General features: G+C 66.0%; 10 protein-coding genes. 3 read left to right on the top strand and 7 right to left on the bottom strand.

The window, feature by feature from the left end:
- Positions 1-16: 16 nt before the first annotated feature.
- From bcsA to bcsB, 7 genes are read right to left on the bottom strand one after another with little or no spacing between them, the layout of a single operon-like run.
- On the bottom strand, positions 17-2,560 hold the full coding sequence (bcsA, locus tag DXT59_RS19825) for a UDP-forming cellulose synthase catalytic subunit (protein ID WP_116138561.1): 2,544 nt from the start codon (positions 2,558-2,560) through the stop codon (positions 17-19).
- Positions 2,557-3,348, bottom strand: coding sequence for a cellulose biosynthesis protein BcsQ (gene bcsQ / locus DXT59_RS19820; RefSeq protein WP_116138560.1), 792 nt, complete (start codon positions 3,346-3,348; stop codon positions 2,557-2,559). The genes bcsA and bcsQ overlap by 4 nt, the downstream gene beginning before the upstream one ends.
- The gene (locus DXT59_RS19815) at positions 3,345-3,578 is read right to left on the bottom strand and encodes a hypothetical protein (protein WP_116138559.1); all 234 of its coding nucleotides are present in this window, start codon (positions 3,576-3,578) and stop codon (positions 3,345-3,347) included. The genes bcsQ and DXT59_RS19815 overlap by 4 nt, the downstream gene beginning before the upstream one ends.
- The gene (gene bcsE, locus DXT59_RS19810) at positions 3,575-5,611 is read right to left on the bottom strand and encodes a cellulose biosynthesis protein BcsE (RefSeq protein WP_116138558.1); all 2,037 of its coding nucleotides are present in this window, start codon (positions 5,609-5,611) and stop codon (positions 3,575-3,577) included. The genes DXT59_RS19815 and bcsE overlap by 4 nt, the downstream gene beginning before the upstream one ends.
- A 4-nt stretch (positions 5,612-5,615) precedes the next feature.
- Positions 5,616-9,482 carry a cellulose synthase subunit BcsC-related outer membrane protein gene (locus tag DXT59_RS19805; protein WP_116138670.1) on the bottom strand — a complete coding sequence of 1,289 codons (3,867 nt, stop codon included), beginning with the start codon at positions 9,480-9,482 and terminating at the stop codon, positions 5,616-5,618.
- Positions 9,479-10,669 (bottom strand): cellulose synthase complex periplasmic endoglucanase BcsZ, encoded by a 1,191-nt coding sequence (gene bcsZ, locus DXT59_RS19800; protein ID WP_116138557.1) that lies wholly within the window; start codon positions 10,667-10,669, stop codon positions 9,479-9,481. The genes DXT59_RS19805 and bcsZ overlap by 4 nt, the downstream gene beginning before the upstream one ends.
- Before the next feature lie 3 nt (positions 10,670-10,672).
- Positions 10,673-12,913, bottom strand: a complete 2,241-nt coding sequence (bcsB, locus tag DXT59_RS19795) for a cellulose biosynthesis cyclic di-GMP-binding regulatory protein BcsB (RefSeq protein WP_116138556.1) — start codon at positions 12,911-12,913, stop codon at positions 10,673-10,675.
- A gap of 324 nt (positions 12,914-13,237) precedes the next feature.
- Here bcsB and DXT59_RS19790 point away from each other — a divergent pair, with 324 nt between their 5' ends.
- The 3 genes from DXT59_RS19790 to flhC all read left to right on the top strand — a co-directional run bounded on the left by DXT59_RS19790 (position 13,238) and on the right by flhC (position 14,982).
- Complete coding sequence (locus DXT59_RS19790; RefSeq protein WP_116138555.1) at positions 13,238-13,678, top strand: diacylglycerol kinase; 441 nt, start codon at positions 13,238-13,240, stop codon at positions 13,676-13,678.
- Positions 13,679-14,074: 396 nt separating this feature from the next.
- Positions 14,075-14,395, top strand: coding sequence for a flagellar transcriptional regulator FlhD (gene flhD / locus DXT59_RS19785; RefSeq protein WP_102648920.1), 321 nt, complete (start codon positions 14,075-14,077; stop codon positions 14,393-14,395).
- A gap of 17 nt (positions 14,396-14,412) precedes the next feature.
- Positions 14,413-14,982, top strand: coding sequence for a flagellar transcriptional regulator FlhC (gene flhC / locus DXT59_RS19780; RefSeq protein WP_116138554.1), 570 nt, complete (start codon positions 14,413-14,415; stop codon positions 14,980-14,982).
- The last annotated feature ends 125 nt before the right edge of the window (positions 14,983-15,107 follow it).

Below are 15,107 nucleotides of genomic sequence, written 5' to 3'. Positions count from 1 at the left end.
GATTTCCTTATCGCGCTCAATACCGGGCTCGGTCGAGCGCGAGCAGCGACCGCACCGAACGCATCGCCCCTTGCGCCAAGCGCGCATACCCTTCGACACCCATCAGCATCACCTCCTTGAAGCCCGCCAATGGCATATCTTCCTCGGGCCGCTCCTCGCCGCTCAGCCAGGCATCGGCGCGGCCGAACGTGCACTGCACGAACTGCCGCTCCTGCTCGAGCGTCAGCGCCTCGAACTGCAGCCCCAAATGCCTACCGGCGACGCGCGTCACGCGAGCCGGGAAGTGGAAGATACGATCGCCGCGGCTCAGCGTGACATGCAGCGTCTGCCCGCGATCGAACGCCATTCCCTGCGCGGGCAATTCGAGTCCGAGCCCGCCTGTCGAATAGTCGCTCGTCATACAGGCGAGCGTGGTGCCGTCGGCCAGCAACAGCGTGGCGGGCACGCGCATGGCGATGCGATGCGTCACGCGCACCTGTTTCGCCTCGCTCGCCACGCTCACGGCCGCGCCGAGCAAAGCGAGGTTGTAGATCGTCCAAACCATGTTCATCAGAATCGTCGGCCCCTCGCCGTTCGCGTTGAACGTGAGCCGGTAGGCCCCAGCTAGGAACGCCACGAGATTCAAGCCGAGCAGGACGAGATACGGCTTGGACACGCTCCAATCGAAATAGCCTTCGTCGACGCGCCCGCCTTTCTCCGTCACGTTGAACTTGCCGTGCTTCGGGCTGAAAAACGCGAACGTCGTGGGCAAAGCGATATACCAAGCCAAAACCGATTCGTACACCTCGGCCCAGAACGAGTGCCGGTATTGGCCCTGCATGCGCGAGTTGGCGATGTTGGAGACGAAGATGTAGGGGAGCACGTAGCTTGCGATCGTCGTGGCCGCCGCGTTGATGAAATAGAGCTGGAAGAACAGATACGCCATCGGCATGACGAGGAAAATCAACCGCGGCACGCCGTAGAAGAAGTGCATCATCGCGTTGCCGTAGCAGAGCCGCTGAAAAAAGCCGAGGCCTCGCCCGAGAAACGGATTGTCGATGCGAAAGATCTGCGCCATCCCGCGCGCCCAGCGCGTGCGTTGCTTGATGTGGCCGGCCAAGCTTTCGGTTGCGAGGCCCGCGGCTTGAACCGTCGGCAGATAGGCCGTCGTGTAGCCTTGCCGATGCAGTCGCAAAGCCGTATGCGCATCCTCGGTCACCGTCTCGACGGCGACGCCGCCCACCGCTTCGAGCGGCCCACGCTTGATGATCGCGCACGAACCGCAGAAGAACGACGCGTTCCACAGGTCGTTGCCGGCCTGCACGAGTCCATAGAAGAGCTTGCCCTCGTTCGGCACGCGGTTGAACGTGCCCAGATTGCGCTCGAATGGATCGGGCGAGAAGAAGTGGTGCGGCGTTTGCACCATCGCGCACTTCGGGTCGCGCAGAAACGTGCCCATCGTCATCTGCAAAAACGAGCGCGTGGGCACGTGGTCGCAATCGAAAATCGCAATGTATTCGCCCCGCGTCACCTTGAGCGCCGCGTTGATGTTGCCCGCCTTGGCATTGCGATTGTCGGCACGCGTCAAATACTCGATACCGGCCTCGCGGGCGAACGCTTCGAACTCGGGACGGCGTCCGTCGTCGAGCAGATAGACGCGCAATTTCGACGACGGCCAATCGACGCCCTGCGCCGCGAATACCGCGGGTCGAACGACGGAGAGCGGTTCGTTGTAGGTCGGAATGTAGATATCGACCGTCGGCCACGTGGACGGATCGCTCGGCAAGCGCGCAATCGTGCGATTGAGCGGCCATGCCGTCTGGATCAACCCGAAGGTCATAATCAACCACGTGTACATCTCGGCCGAAAACAACGCATAGCCGACGATGGCCTCCATCGGCGTTCTGAACGTCAGCGTTTCGGTCACGCGCCAAAGGATGTAGCGCCCCATCGCCAGTAGCGAGAGCGTCGCCAGAATCAGGACGGGCAATCGCCCCGGGAAGCGGCGTACGACGAGCGCAACCGCGATCGTCAACGCAAAAAACTCCACTTGCCCGCCGGCCTGGAGCGGCGATGCCCCCACGCCCATCCAAAGCAAGGCGCCCACCACGGTGAGTATGGGCAGCAGCCAGCGCACGTGGCCGACGCGCTCGGTCCCGCGCTCGAGCGCATCGCCCCAGCGCTGCCACGGCAGCAGAGCGATGAGCGCCTCAAAACGACGCCATGCGCCGCGCACGGCCAGCACCACCGGCAGCAACACGCGTTCGATGCGATCGAAGGCCTCTCGTGCGCGCGACACGTCGGTTTGCACGCGTGGCCGCGGCGGCCGCACGAGCGCGCGCCAGAGCCATGAACGCCAACTGCGCGGATCGAGGACGCCCCAATGCGCGGCGAGCCCGAGCAGTGCCGCGCGCGCCCAGCGTCTGGGCAAATCGGGCCGGCCGGCCGGCGGCGGCTTGAAGACGAGCCGAACGATCCAATCGAGTGGCGTACGTTGCGCGGGCAGTCCGAGCCCGAGCGCGACCCACTCGATCAAGCGGATGCGGGCATCGCGCCATGCGCCGAAGATGCGCGCTTTCATCGCGCTTGCTCCGAATCGACGTCCGTATCGACGCCCACAATGCCGTCGAGCCACGCGTCGATCCAGTTCGCGAGGCCGTGCAAGTCGTGCGATGCCTGCGAATGCGGGGCTTCATCGAAAAGCCATGCGCCGCGAGCCAGCGACTCGGGCATCGCGGCGTCGAAATGGACACGATGCGCCAATTCGAGCGCGTCGCCAACCGCGGCGCGCAGCAATGCGAGCGCATCGCGTTGCATTTCACGCGCCGGGTTCAGGCGATTGACCACGACCTTCACCAGTGCGCCCGCTTGGCGCAAGCTCGGAAAGCAGCGCGCGAGCGTCGCGCAAGCCGCCGGCTCGGGTGGCGTCACGCATAGCACCAAATCGGCTGCTCGCACGGCCTGCGCCGCTTGCTGCGACGGAAAGCGCGCGGTATCGACGAGCGCGACGCCGCGCTCGGAAAAATCGATGCGCGCCAGCGCATCGGCGAGCCAGCGCGGCTCCCGCGCGAGTCGCGCCTCATAGGCCGTGCGCTCGGCGAGCGTCGTTTCTCCGTGCGGCGCGAACAACACGCCGTCCGCATTGCGCCACGTCGTGCCCTGCCAAGGCACGCCCTGTCCCGCCATCGCTTGACCGAGTCCCGCGCGAGCGAACGTATCGAGGCCGAGATGCGCGCCGAGCATGTTTTGCGGATCCAGGTCCGCGGCTGCGACTGGGCGGCCGCGTCGCGCGAGCAGCACCGCCAGCGCGGCGGCCATGGTCGTCCTGCCGGCGCCGCCGACCGTCGATATGAGCGCAACCGTCTTCATCGCGCCTCTCCTTGTTCCTCGTGCGCCGATTCGCCGTCCACGTCGTCGAGATCGGGCATTAGGCGGCCTTTGAGCGCCACGGGCTCGATCACGCAAGGCACGGCGTCATCGGGGTTGAAGCGGCGCGCGGCTTGCAATCCCCGGCGCGCCCCGAATCGCTGGGAGACGATCCATACGGGTACCGCAATGACGATGCCGGCCGCGAAGCAAAGAAGTAAGAAGAACGTCATTTCGTATCTCCCTCGCCGCGCATCGGCATCGGCCAGGGTTGCGCGGCGCGGCGGCGCATCGGCGCGCCCGGCGCGGGTGCTTGCGCGGCCGCCGCGGCCGCGGCGGGTCCGTTGCCCGATGCCTGCTTCGGACGGCGGGCCGGCGATCCTTCCCGATTGATCTTGTCGAGCATGCTTTCGACCGCTTCGAGTTGGGATACGGCATCGCTTGGCGATACCGGGAGGCTCGCCGCCGCGTCCGCCGCGCCGCGCCGCGGCTCATGCGGCGGCGCCGGCGTCGCGGCACGAAATAGATCGCTGTAATCGGCGATCGGGGCACGGCGGTTCGCTTCGGCCAGCGCCGCGATCTCGCGCTCGATACTGGCCTCGGCCAAGTAGACGACGCGATCCGACAGATGCTCGACCGGCACCGTAAAAATATGGGCCAGAGCGATATCGGCATCGGGCAGCCGGCACGCGAACAAAAACACATAAAGATGCGCGGCGTCCGCCGTCGCCACGTCCCCCGCCCGGCGCGGCGCGCAATGCTGCAATGCTTGCGCATGCGCGACCTCGGGCAGCAATGCGATCTTCGCGAGCACGTGAGGCAGATCGAGCACGGCGCCCCGCGCAAGCACGGCTTCGATACGTTCGCAAAACGCCGCGACCGGCAGATAGCCGCGCACTTCGTCGGTCAGCGCCGCGGCCAATGCGGCGCGGTAATCGTGCGCAATGGGCCGCGTATCGAGTTGTCCCTGCAGCGAGCGAAGCAGCGACTGCACGCGCGAGAACGGCAACTCGCGCCCGACGATCAGGTTGGCGCCGAGACTGAGCAGCAGCAACTCGTATTGATGGCGCAGCGCCTCGCGACGCTCGACGACGACGATCTTCAATGCCCGGCCGCATTCGCGCCGCAGCGTGTGTACCGCCGCGCACAGCGGCTCCAGGGTGGAACGATCGCGGAAATCGAGCAGGACGGTGGCGGCCTGCGCGCCCGTGCAGGCCGCCACCGCGGCTTGCTGGTCGTCGACGATTTCCCATTCGGGCGGTACCCAGTTTTCGTTGCCCACGACCGCGCGCGTCGCGACCACGCGCGATTCGTCCCGCGCGAGCCGCAGCGCCGTTTGCGCCTGGCTTTCCGCAACCTCGGGCGCAACGCTCAACTGCCCATTCTCGGTAAAGCGCAGCGCACGCGTCTCACCGGTGGCCAAGGCCCGCCCCGCGCGCCAGAACTCGACATGCCACAGCAGCTCGCCGTGCGTGCGCCCCATCCGGGCCACGCCGCCGCAAGCGCCGTGAAACTCCAGATAGCCCGGCTGCTGCGCGAGCTCTTCGTTCATGAAACCGTCGGTGGTCGCATCACCGCCTTCGTCGCCGCCGATTTTCGACGGATCGAGCAGCAACACGAGCGCGATCCGCCGCGCGGCGCACCAGTTCGCGAGCAGATCCGCCTCGCGTGCGAGCGCATCGGGATCGCCCCATGTCAGCCAGCGCTCCGCCCCTTCCACCAAATAGAGCGCGTTATGGCGGAAGCCGAACCGTTTGAGCGCCCGCAGCCCCCCGAACAAGCGGGCGAATGCGACGCGGGCCCCGGGCGGCGGCGCGAGGGAAGCGCCCGCGCCCGCGCCCTCGCCGGCTTGCGCGGTTTCGGGCATGGCCAGCACATTCAAATTGCGCGGCCAACCGCTCGCGGCGCCAGCCGTGCCGAAGCCCAATTCGCGCATCCGCGCCGCCGCTTGGCCGCGCGTGCGCGAGAGCACGATCGTGACGTGTCGGGTACGCGCGGCCTTCGCGGTCCCCCAGATCAATGCGTCGCACGCCGTCGTGCGCGGCTTGGCATAAATCGCATAGAAGTGGCCCGGCGCCAGCAGCGAGACCTCGTCGGGCAACGCTTCGATCGCAAGCCGGCTAGCCGTCGAAGCCCTGGCGCCGACGGCGTCGCGCAACAAGACGCCGAGCCCCCGGCTGACGTTCGAGCCCGCGGCAGCCGCGTCCGCCCCTTCGGACCGTGGCACCTCGTCACGCTGCGGCGCGGGTTGCTTGCCTTCTTCCATGTTCCTAATAATCCGAATAGAGTCCGACCGGCCTTGGCGACAGGCTCGTGTCCGGCTTGCGGGCATCGAACGAATATCGCACGTAGATCATCCCTGAACTCGGCGCGTAATCGTGCGCATGGTCGATATCGAAACTGAGCCCGGCGACGAGCCGGTTGTTGAAGCGGTACTGCACCACGCCCTTCACGCCGTACGAGAGGCTCATCCCGGCCGTGGATCCGCCCGAATAAACGAGGTTCCTGCCAGGATTTTGCCCAGAGAGGCCGGGCGGCGGACTCGGCAGTCCGTTAGGGTAATACGGCGAATCCTTTTCGTAGGAATTCGATGCGCCGACCGTGGCGGTCAGATCCCAGGTCAGGCCGCCGCGGCGGCCATACCACTCGAGGGGGACGCCCAGCGACGTATAACGCTGCGGACTGTAGTAGCCCCCCTGGCCGTAGGTATAAAAGCGCAGGTTGTTCGTGTAGTGCCAGAAGTTGCCGACGAGCCCCGCGCTCACGCGCATGTCGCGGCCTTGGTAGACGGGCGTCGTGAACCCTGCGCGCAACGTCACTTCCTGGTTCGACGCGACTTGCTTGCCCGTCAACACGCCCGCGCCGAGTTCGGAAAACCAGCTCGAGCGGCCGATGTCGATGCCGGTATGCAAGTCGATGCCGTCGCGCCGCACGCCGCCCCAGACCGCATTGGTCCACGGATCGCGCAGTCCGGCATAGGAAAGTTCGCTGCTCGTTTGCGGCCGCCGCGAAGCGCTGACCGAAAAACTCCCCGGACCCGCATCGAAGCGATAGCGCACGCCCCCCACGAGATAGTGGACCGGGAAGCCCAACGGCGTCGTCCCGAAGTCGAAGCGCCAAGCATCGGATACGAAGCCGGTTCCGACCGCCACGCCGCTCGCCTGCTGATGCGTGACATAGACCGGCGTATCGATGGGTGGAGCGAATGCCGAATACGTCCCGAACGTGGTCACCGGATACGAAGGCGGATCCGTGATCGATAACGTACCCGCGTCGAGATGGACCGTGTCCAGGTGCAAGAAAAAATGCCCCTCGTAGCGATACGGCACTTGGATGTAGATCGGCACCTGCTGCGCGTGATAGTCGGAAATACCGGCATCGCCCGCTTTGAACGCCGGAATCCAACCGGCCTCGATCTCGGGATCGCGGCGCTGTTCGAGATCGGCCATCGCCGCTTGCCCCGGCGTGCCGGCCGGATCGCTGGAAAGCACTCCGGCGGCCCGCTCTTGCGCCATCGAGCGCCGGAACAGGGACGCCGCTTCGTCGTAGCGGCCGAGCTCTTGCGCCAAGCGGCCCGCTTCGACGGTCACGTCGGGGCGGTCGGGATAGGCTTGCCGCAACGCATCCGTCAGCGCGAGCGCCTCGCGCGGGCGACGCAACGCCGCCAAACGGCGCGCGGCCGAGAGGCGGGTATCGATATCGTCGGGCGGCGCCGTCTCGAGCACGGACCTGACGATATCCAAGGCTTGCGATCGATGGCCGCTATCGTCGAGCACGCGGGCCAGTGCCAGACGCGCGTCGGGATCGTCGGGCGATTGCGCGAGTACAGGTGCGAGCGCCGCGCGCGCGGCGCCATAGTGGCCTTGCGCGCGTTCGAGATCGGCCATCTCGAGCGCGTATCGCTTGTCGCGTTTGCCCTCGGGGCTAGCCTGCGTCAAGATGCGGCGCGCCTTGCGGAAATCCCGTTCGTCGAGCGCGGCATCGGTTTCGCGCAGCAACAGGCGCAGCGATTCATCTTCGAGCCGCGCGTTTTGCTGCGCGGTCAAATGCGGCTCGCGACGCAACCGCGCGAGCCAATCGGCTAAGGCGTCGTTGCGTCCGGCGCTGCCGAGCAAGTCGCCATAGCGAAGTTTCACGTCGGCATCTGTCTCTTGGGGATGGCTCGCCATCCAATCGCGCATCAGCGCGAGGCCTTGCTCGGGTTGCCCCTCGTCGATCAGCGCGGCACCCACCGAAGCGGTCACGTACGGGTCGTCGCTGCCGTTGGCGCGCGCGGTGTCGAGCGCGCGCCGCGCCGTCTCTCCGTCGTCGTTCGCGAACGCCGTTCGGGCTTCGCGCAACGCCGCCTGAGCAACGAGCTTGCGCGCCAATGCTTGCATGCCCGGCGTGCGCGCATCGGGAGCGATGCCCGCGAGCGCGGTTTGCGCGCCGCTCAGGTCGTCGATCGAATTGCGATAAAGCGCGGTCGCATAGCGCATTTCGGGCGACGCTTGCGCATCGAGCCCTTCGTCCATCACGGCGCGCCCCAATTGAGGCAATCCTAGATCCCGATAAATACGGGCAAGCGCGAAGCGAGTCCACGGTGCGTCGGGCGCGAGGCGCAGCGCTTTTTCGTAGTCCTCGGCCGCGGGCCCTAGCTTGCCGGTCGCCACGAGGTGCTCGGCCTGAAGCGTCAATGCGTCCGCGCGCAAGCCGGCCAAGCCTTGCCGATCGGCCGCATCGCGGAAACGTTGGCTCAGCGCATCGAGCAGGCCGGAAATCTCGTGCTCGCGCCCCGTCTCGCGCAAGAGCGTCTGCATCCCTTCGACGGCGCCGAGATTCAATTGACGGTTCGCCAGCAACTCGCGCAGCAACGGCTCGGCAGCCGGCCAATTGCGCTCGGCGAGCCAAGCGTCCGCCAACAGTTGCTTCGCTTGCGCGTTGCCGGGGTCGAGCGCGAGCGCGGCTTGCGCCTGCGTGCGCGCTTCGGCCGGGCGGCCGGCCGCGGCCGCTTCGCGCCCCTTCGCAATCGTGCCCCAGACCAGCGACGTGCGCGCAAGACCGTCCCATTTCGACCGGTTCTCCGGTGCGAGCGCCGCGGCGCGCAGGAACAACGCCCGCGCTTCGTCGTGCCGGCCTTGTCGCAGCCGCACGAGCCCCAGAGCGCCGACCGCGTCGGCGTCGTTCGATCGAGCCTTCGCGGCGCGAGCGAGCGAGGCGTCGGCCGCGGGCAGATCGCCGCGCGCGAGCGCCTTGAGCCCCTGCTGCTCGGCGATATAGTCGGGATCGTGCTCGAGCTTGATGCGCGCCTGCCGCTGGGCGTCGAGCGTCTGCGCCCGGTCTTTGAACTCGTTGTCGTCCGGCGCAAACGCGAGATAGGCATGCACGGCGTCGAGATACGCACTGTCCGTGCCGGCCGACTGCAAGACGCTTCGCCAAGCGTTCATCGCCTCGGTATGGTCCACGTCCTTGCGCAACGCAAGCGACCAGGCGAGCCGGTTCGCTTCGGCCCGCGTCGGGCCGCGCTCGTTGAGCAGGTCCACGAGCGTCAGCGCCGCCGCCGTGTCGCTCGGATCGTCCGCCACCCGTCGGCGCAAGCCATCGATGGCCTGCGCGTATCCGGCGGGCGTACCCGACAAGATCCGGTAGTACTCGGCACCGAGTGCGCCCGGCGGCGCACCGTGCGGAAACAGCACCTGCAACCGGCGCACCGCCTCCTCGCTCTGCCCGCTGCGGGCGAGCAAACGAATCGTCGCCAGCTCGCCCCGCCCGCTCGTGGCGGAACGGTATTCGTCCTCGAGTTGCAAAGTGGCCGCCGCCGCGGGCCGGCGCGCCTTCAAACGCGCGAGCACCTGGGCGGCCGCTTGCGCTTGGCCGAGGCGCAACTCGATGCGCACTGCTTCGCTGAGCAGCACGGGATCGTCGGGGGCGATCAGCAACGCTTTTTGCACGGCCTGCAACGCGAGATCGTCGCGGTGTTTCGCCGCCCACAGTCGTGCCGTCGCCAGCAGGCGCGCCTCGGGCGTCGCCGGTTGCGCGGCAGCCGCCGACGCATGAGTCTCGGCGCTCGCGGCCGCGCTGCCCGCCGAGCAGGTCAGCGCGGCCAATACGGCGCAGCGAACCCAATTGCCTGCGCGCGAGCGCGTGCGGTCCGTCATCGTCCCTCGCTCGCGCATGCCGCTCGCCAACGAAGCTCCAGCGCCCCATCGGCCTTGAAGCGATAGCGCCCGTCGCGCCAGCCGAGGCCGAACAGCGTCAGCACGCTGGAATAGTAGCCGGGGGCGTTCTGCGCTTCGAGCATCCGCACGCGTTCCGCTTGCGCCGTGGCGGCGGCGGATCGACCCAGTGCCGTCAAAAACGGGACCGCCGCCGCCGAGAACCCGCTGTTGCCCGTCTGCTTGGCCTGAGCGTTGGTCGTATCGATCGACTCATAAGGCGCGCCGTGTTCGACGATGTAGTCGGCGAACGGCGTCAGGCGCGCAAGCACCTGACTCGCGCCGGGCTGCGCGGGATCGAGCATCCCGGCCCAGAGGTAAACGCGAATCGCGTCGTAGCTGCCCTGCGCGTGCGTATCGGTATCGGGTCCGAAGCCGCGGCCCGCGCCGTAAAGCGCCCAGTCCGGCGCAAACCCCTGCGGCGCCGTACCGAGCACGACAGCCGATGCCGAATCGGCCAAACGCTTCCACCGCGCGTCCTCGGGCAGCGCTTCGGCAAGGCCTTGCATGACCTGCAGCGGCATGTAGCTCGGGTTGATCCGCCATTCGTCCGGGTTCGGATGAAAGCCTTGCGGACCGGGCAACAGCGTCAAACCAAGACCCGGCAACGTGGCCGTTTCTTGCTCGACGATATGCCGCGCAAGCACGGTGCCTCGCGCCGTATAGCTGCGCTCATGCCAGAGCCGGCCCGCTTGCAACAACGTGTAGGCGATCCACAGATCGGCGTCCGAGGCCGCGTTCGCGTCGAGCACATGCCAACTGCCATCCTTGTCGCGGCCCCACAACCAAGCGGGCAAGTGACTCGTGAGGTCGCCCTGCGCGAGGTTGTTCTCGGTCCAGCGCAAGACCTCGTCGAAGGTCGCGCGATCGTTCGCGATCAGCGCGAAAAGCAACGCATAGGCTTGCCCTTCGGACACCGTGCGCTCGTCGGCCGAACCGACGTCCACCACACGCCCGTCCGCCGACAAAAAACCATGCTTGAACTCGTCCCAGCGCGGCCAGTCAGGCGCACAAGCCGCGGGCGTCGCGGCCGCCGCGGCCGCCGAGCCCGCGAGAAGGCCGGCGGTAGCGGCGCGGCGCGCCCACCGCCGGGCTTTGCCGAGCGTGCCATGCCGATCGATCGACACCATCGTTCAGATCCCCCGGCGCCGCGCCGCCAATTCTTGCAACGCGGTAAACGCGCCGATCGCGAGCAGCAACCCGCCGATCGCGCCGAGCACGCCGAGCAAAACCGGATGCCGGATCGCACGCCCCCAAATCTGCGCATACCACGGTACATAGCCGACGACATAGGTATCGCCGACGCGCATGCTTTCGATTCGCCCGTCTTGGACGAGCGCGACGTCGCCTTGCAGCTTCGCGACGAGATCGGGTTTCTGGAGCGCATCGAGCAGATCGCCGAGCCGCGCGGGCGACGTGCCGGTCATGGCGACGACGCTGCGGCCGTGGCTATTGGGCAACTCGAAGCCGAGCAATGCCGCGATCGGGCCGCTCTCGCCGAGGCGCGCGCTGCCCTCGGGAACCTGCACGCCATCGCGCCAATACTCCTTGACCGAGAACGCCGTGCGCGTGACTTGCCCGTTCGGCTCGCTAGCGATCGAGAGCGGCAATGCGGCACGCCAAGCCGCCGGCAACACGCCCGAGCCGCTATCGCCGATGACGAGCAAGTCCTTGTTCGGCACACTCGCGGCTTGCCCGGCGCGCAGCACCTGCACGCGCAGCGAGGGCAAGCCCGTCCACTGCCCCATGTGTCCGAGTACCGTCAACAGCGTCTCGACATCTTGCGGCGCCGGATGGTCGGGCATGACGACGGCCGTCTGCGCGAGATCGGCATAGCGCGTAAACGGAAAGCCGCTATTGGCGAAGTACGCGAGGTTCGGCATCCGCGCGTAGTGCACGAAATGCGAGAAATCGATCGTCGAATCGGGATCGACGGCGGCGCGAACGGGATTTTGCGCAACGCCTTGGCACAGCCCCGTCTTTTGCGAGTCGAGGTCGAACTTCAACTGAAGCTGATTCGCACTGCCGACCCGGAACGCCGGGATATCGAGCAGGTCGGCCGTGCGCGCGTCGGTGCCGCCGAGGATCGGCAGTTGCAGCCTGCCCTTGCCGTCCTTGTCCTCGGCCGGCGGCAAACGCAACGACTTCACGAGCAAATCGTTGATCGAGATCGCCAGGGCCGAATTGTTTTGCACCGTCGGCGCCGTGTAACGGTACTTCAAATCGAGCGGCACGCCCTGTCCGCTCCACGAATACAAGTCGGCCGGCACGCGCAAATTCAGGCGAATCGCATCGGGGCGGCTGCCGGACACTTGCAGTTGTTTCGGATCGTTGACGAGGCGCTTGAACGCAATCGGCCGCCCGATCGGCAACCAGCGCGGCGCATCGTAGGGCTTGCGCGGCGGCCCGATGTCCACATGCTCGACGCTCGCTTGCGAGCCGGTCAACGCCGCTTTCCCGAGCACGAGCGCGTCCACGGCTTGTTTGACCTCGGCTTCGGTGCGGCCGGTGACGATCAGCAACTTCTTGGTGGGCGCGGCGGGGTTGTCGGCCATGATCAGCATCGGCCCGTCGATCGCCGGCATGGTCAATCCGGCCGGCAACTGCTCGCGCGTGCCGACGACGACGGCATGGGCATCGGCGGGCAGCGCCGTCGCGACGGTAAAACGCGCCTGGCGGTAGTCGGCCAATTCGCCGAACCACGAGGCCAAGATACCCGCGCTTTCAAGCGTCGCATTGTCGGGCGCGGCGGGCAGCACGAAGGGCAACCGCAACTGCCGCGGATCGCGCCGATCGAAAAAAGGCGCGGGCAGCAAGCTCAGGTCGTCGGGCAGTCTGAGCGGCTGAGTATCGAGGACGATTTCGCTGCTCGGGCTGATGTCGGCCCACAGCGCCGAGTTGTCGGGATCCTCGCAATGATCGAGCGTGTAGTGCGCGATCAGTTGGACATTCAACTGGTTGAAGTCCGTCAAGAAGCGCGGGTCCAGCGCGATATCGCGCGTGATCATTTGCCCGGCGTGTTCGCTGTCGAACGGCACCGTCGCCACGGCTTCGCCATTGATCGACACCTTCAGATGCGAAATCGGGAAGACGAGCGCCGGGGAATAGGTATAGCGCAGCCGCAACGTGGCCGCGGTAACGACACGATCGAGCCTGACGCCGACATTGATCGTGCGCGTATCGTCGGGCCCGCGCAGATGAAGCGGTTCATAGGCGCCGAGCGTGGCGAATTTGAAGACCGCGGACGAAGACGCGGTCGGGGCGGCGGGCGTGGATGAGGCGGCGCTCTGAGGAGCCGCAAGCAGCGAGGGACTAGACGGCCAGGCGGCCAAAACAGCCGAACAAACGTAAATCGATAGCGCGAATTTCTTCATTGACGGACCGTTTCTAGCCGAACGATGGGGCGCCGCATTGACGGCTGTCTTTGCGCGGCCCGCAATGCGGCCGAGGGCCGCGGCCCGTGCCGATGGATAGCCACCACGCGCGCGCCCGTTTGGGCTCATTGATATACATCGCTTATATAGTCCGAACCTTGACCTGCGACAATCGCTTGAACTTCGGGGTGTCGGCGACGCTTTGCGGGGTTTCGCTGCGCGAAACCGCCTAGGATAGCAGATAAGTGTGACAAACTTGCCGCACTTTTCAGCAACATCGGCCGCGCGTTCCGCACCCCCCGCGACCGATCATAGGTACGCCCGATGGTCCGCCCAAGCAAATCGCAGCCCTCCTCCTCGCATAACCCGCTGTTACCGCCCCCGAAGCGGACCGGCATCACGCGCGCCCTGTTTGCGCTCAAACATTCGTACGACGGACTCGTCGCCACCTTCCGGGCCGAAAGCGCGTTTCGCCAAGAGGTCGCGTTAGCCGTCGTATTGCTGCCCTGCGCGGTGTTGCTGCCGGTCACCGCGGTCGAACGCGTCATGCTGATCGGGTCGGTACTGCTCGTCCTACTGGTGGAACTCCTAAACTCGGCCATCGAGGCCGTCGTCGATCGCATCTCGCTCGACCGTCACGAGCTGTCGCGCCGAGCCAAGGATTGCGGCAGCGCGGCCGTCCTCATCGCGCTCGTTACCTGCGCCCTAACATGGATCACGCTGCTCTGGCCCCTCGCCACGCAGTGGTGGCGTCTGCATGGATGATGCCTGACCGGGACGCCGATCGGCCGACCGGCAGGATGGGGAATTCTTACCTAACCATCATTATTGGTTTTCGTCTCGCACTGGATAGCAGGCGGGAACGGCACACCGCTGCCTGCGGCAAGCAAAAGAGCTGATCGATACCGGTCAACTTTTCTTGTTACAACGGCATGAAAAAATTGCCGAAAACCCTACGTGTGTTTTTTTCCTACATTTTATTGGGAAGGGATTGATTTCGGTAAAAGCGGTTCTTAGAATGGCCCCCATGGTGTTACAAGTTGTAACTGCCTGTATCAAAGAATGCACCGGGGTCGCGCAAACGATGTCGTCCCCGCGAGCGACAAAATTACACGGTAGAAAATACCGGACTGGGTCAACGGGGCTTCGGAAACGTGAGAAATGGACCGCAGCAGCGAAACGCTGGACTCTATCCGCGAAATTAATTTGTCGTACATCATGCTCGCGCAGCGCATGCTGCGCGAGGACAAGGCCATCGGCATGTTCCGGCTTGGCCTGTCGTCGGAGTTGGCCGATTTGCTGGCCGGGCTTTCGCTCGCGCAGAGCGTGAAGCTGGCATCCTCCGATCAGCTCTTGTGCTTCTTCCGCTTCAACGACCACTCGATGTTGTCGGCTTTGACGCAGACCGCGAAAAATGCCGAAGTGGCCGCCACGCACACCGCGATTTTGCTCGCCAGCCAGCCGGCCGAGCAGTTCGCGTGACACGACGAGGCTACGCCATGGTCCAGAAGAAGAGCCTCACGGAAGACGCCCAGGAAGTGTTCCGCGCCATCGCGCTCATCGAGCTCGGGGCGCGCATGCAGGTGCTTGAAAGCGAGTTGACCCTCTCGCGCGATCGCATGATCCGCCTGTATCGCGAAATCAAAGGCGTATCGCCGCCGAAGGGGATGTTGCCGTTCTCGGCCGACTGGTACATGACGTGGCTCGCGAACATTCACGCGTCGTTGTTCTACAACACGTACGTGTTCCTCAAGCACGAAGCGGGTTGCTCGCATTTGGACGCGCTGACCAAGGGCTACCGCCTGTACCTCGAGCATTGCAAACATAGCGATGCCGAACCCGTGCTCGATCTCACGCGCGCGTGGACGCTCGTACGCTTCTTCGATGCCGACATCTTGCAGCTCACGCCGTGCTGCCGTTGCAGCGGCAAGTTCGTCGCGCACAAGCACGATCTGCAACACAACGTCGTGTGCGGAGCCTGTCAGCCGCCGTCGCGCGCGGGCAAGACCAAGCGTGCGGCCGTTGCCAAACACAACGCCGAGACGGCGCAACCCGCCCGCGCGGCTTGACCGCCCCACCTCCCCCATCGTTTTTCCATTTGAATTCCGCCGCCTGACCGGTTCGGTCAGGCACGCTCGCTCGCCTTTCGCGCCACCGGTTGATAATGTCCCCCTTTCCGCCGCGAATCGATAAC

The organism is Trinickia diaoshuihuensis, assembly GCF_003390925.1.
Taxonomy (GTDB): Bacteria; Pseudomonadota; Gammaproteobacteria; order Burkholderiales; family Burkholderiaceae; genus Trinickia; species Trinickia diaoshuihuensis.
Note: the sequence above shows the minus strand (reverse complement) of the source record. Positions and strands in the feature narration are given on the sequence as shown.

Bases quoted from the DNA above. Each gene is read 5' to 3' on its own strand.
- DXT59_RS19815 (WP_116138559.1), bottom strand. From the start codon at position 3,578: ATGACGTTCTTCTTACTTCTTTGCTTCGCGGCCGGCATCGTCATTGCG.
- DXT59_RS19790 (WP_116138555.1), top strand. From the start codon at position 13,238: ATGGTCCGCCCAAGCAAATCGCAGCCCTCCTCCTCGCATAACCCGCTG.
- bcsQ (WP_116138560.1), bottom strand. From the start codon at position 3,348: ATGAAGACGGTTGCGCTCATATCGACGGTCGGCGGCGCCGGCAGGACG.
- DXT59_RS19805 (WP_116138670.1), bottom strand. From the start codon at position 9,482: ATGACGGACCGCACGCGCTCGCGCGCAGGCAATTGGGTTCGCTGCGCC.
- flhC (WP_116138554.1), top strand. From the start codon at position 14,413: ATGGTCCAGAAGAAGAGCCTCACGGAAGACGCCCAGGAAGTGTTCCGC.
- bcsB (WP_116138556.1), bottom strand. From the start codon at position 12,913: ATGAAGAAATTCGCGCTATCGATTTACGTTTGTTCGGCTGTTTTGGCC.
- bcsA (WP_116138561.1), bottom strand. From the start codon at position 2,560: ATGAAAGCGCGCATCTTCGGCGCATGGCGCGATGCCCGCATCCGCTTG.
- flhD (WP_102648920.1), top strand. From the start codon at position 14,075: ATGGACCGCAGCAGCGAAACGCTGGACTCTATCCGCGAAATTAATTTG.
- bcsE (WP_116138558.1), bottom strand. From the start codon at position 5,611: ATGGAAGAAGGCAAGCAACCCGCGCCGCAGCGTGACGAGGTGCCACGG.
- bcsZ (WP_116138557.1), bottom strand. From the start codon at position 10,669: ATGGTGTCGATCGATCGGCATGGCACGCTCGGCAAAGCCCGGCGGTGG.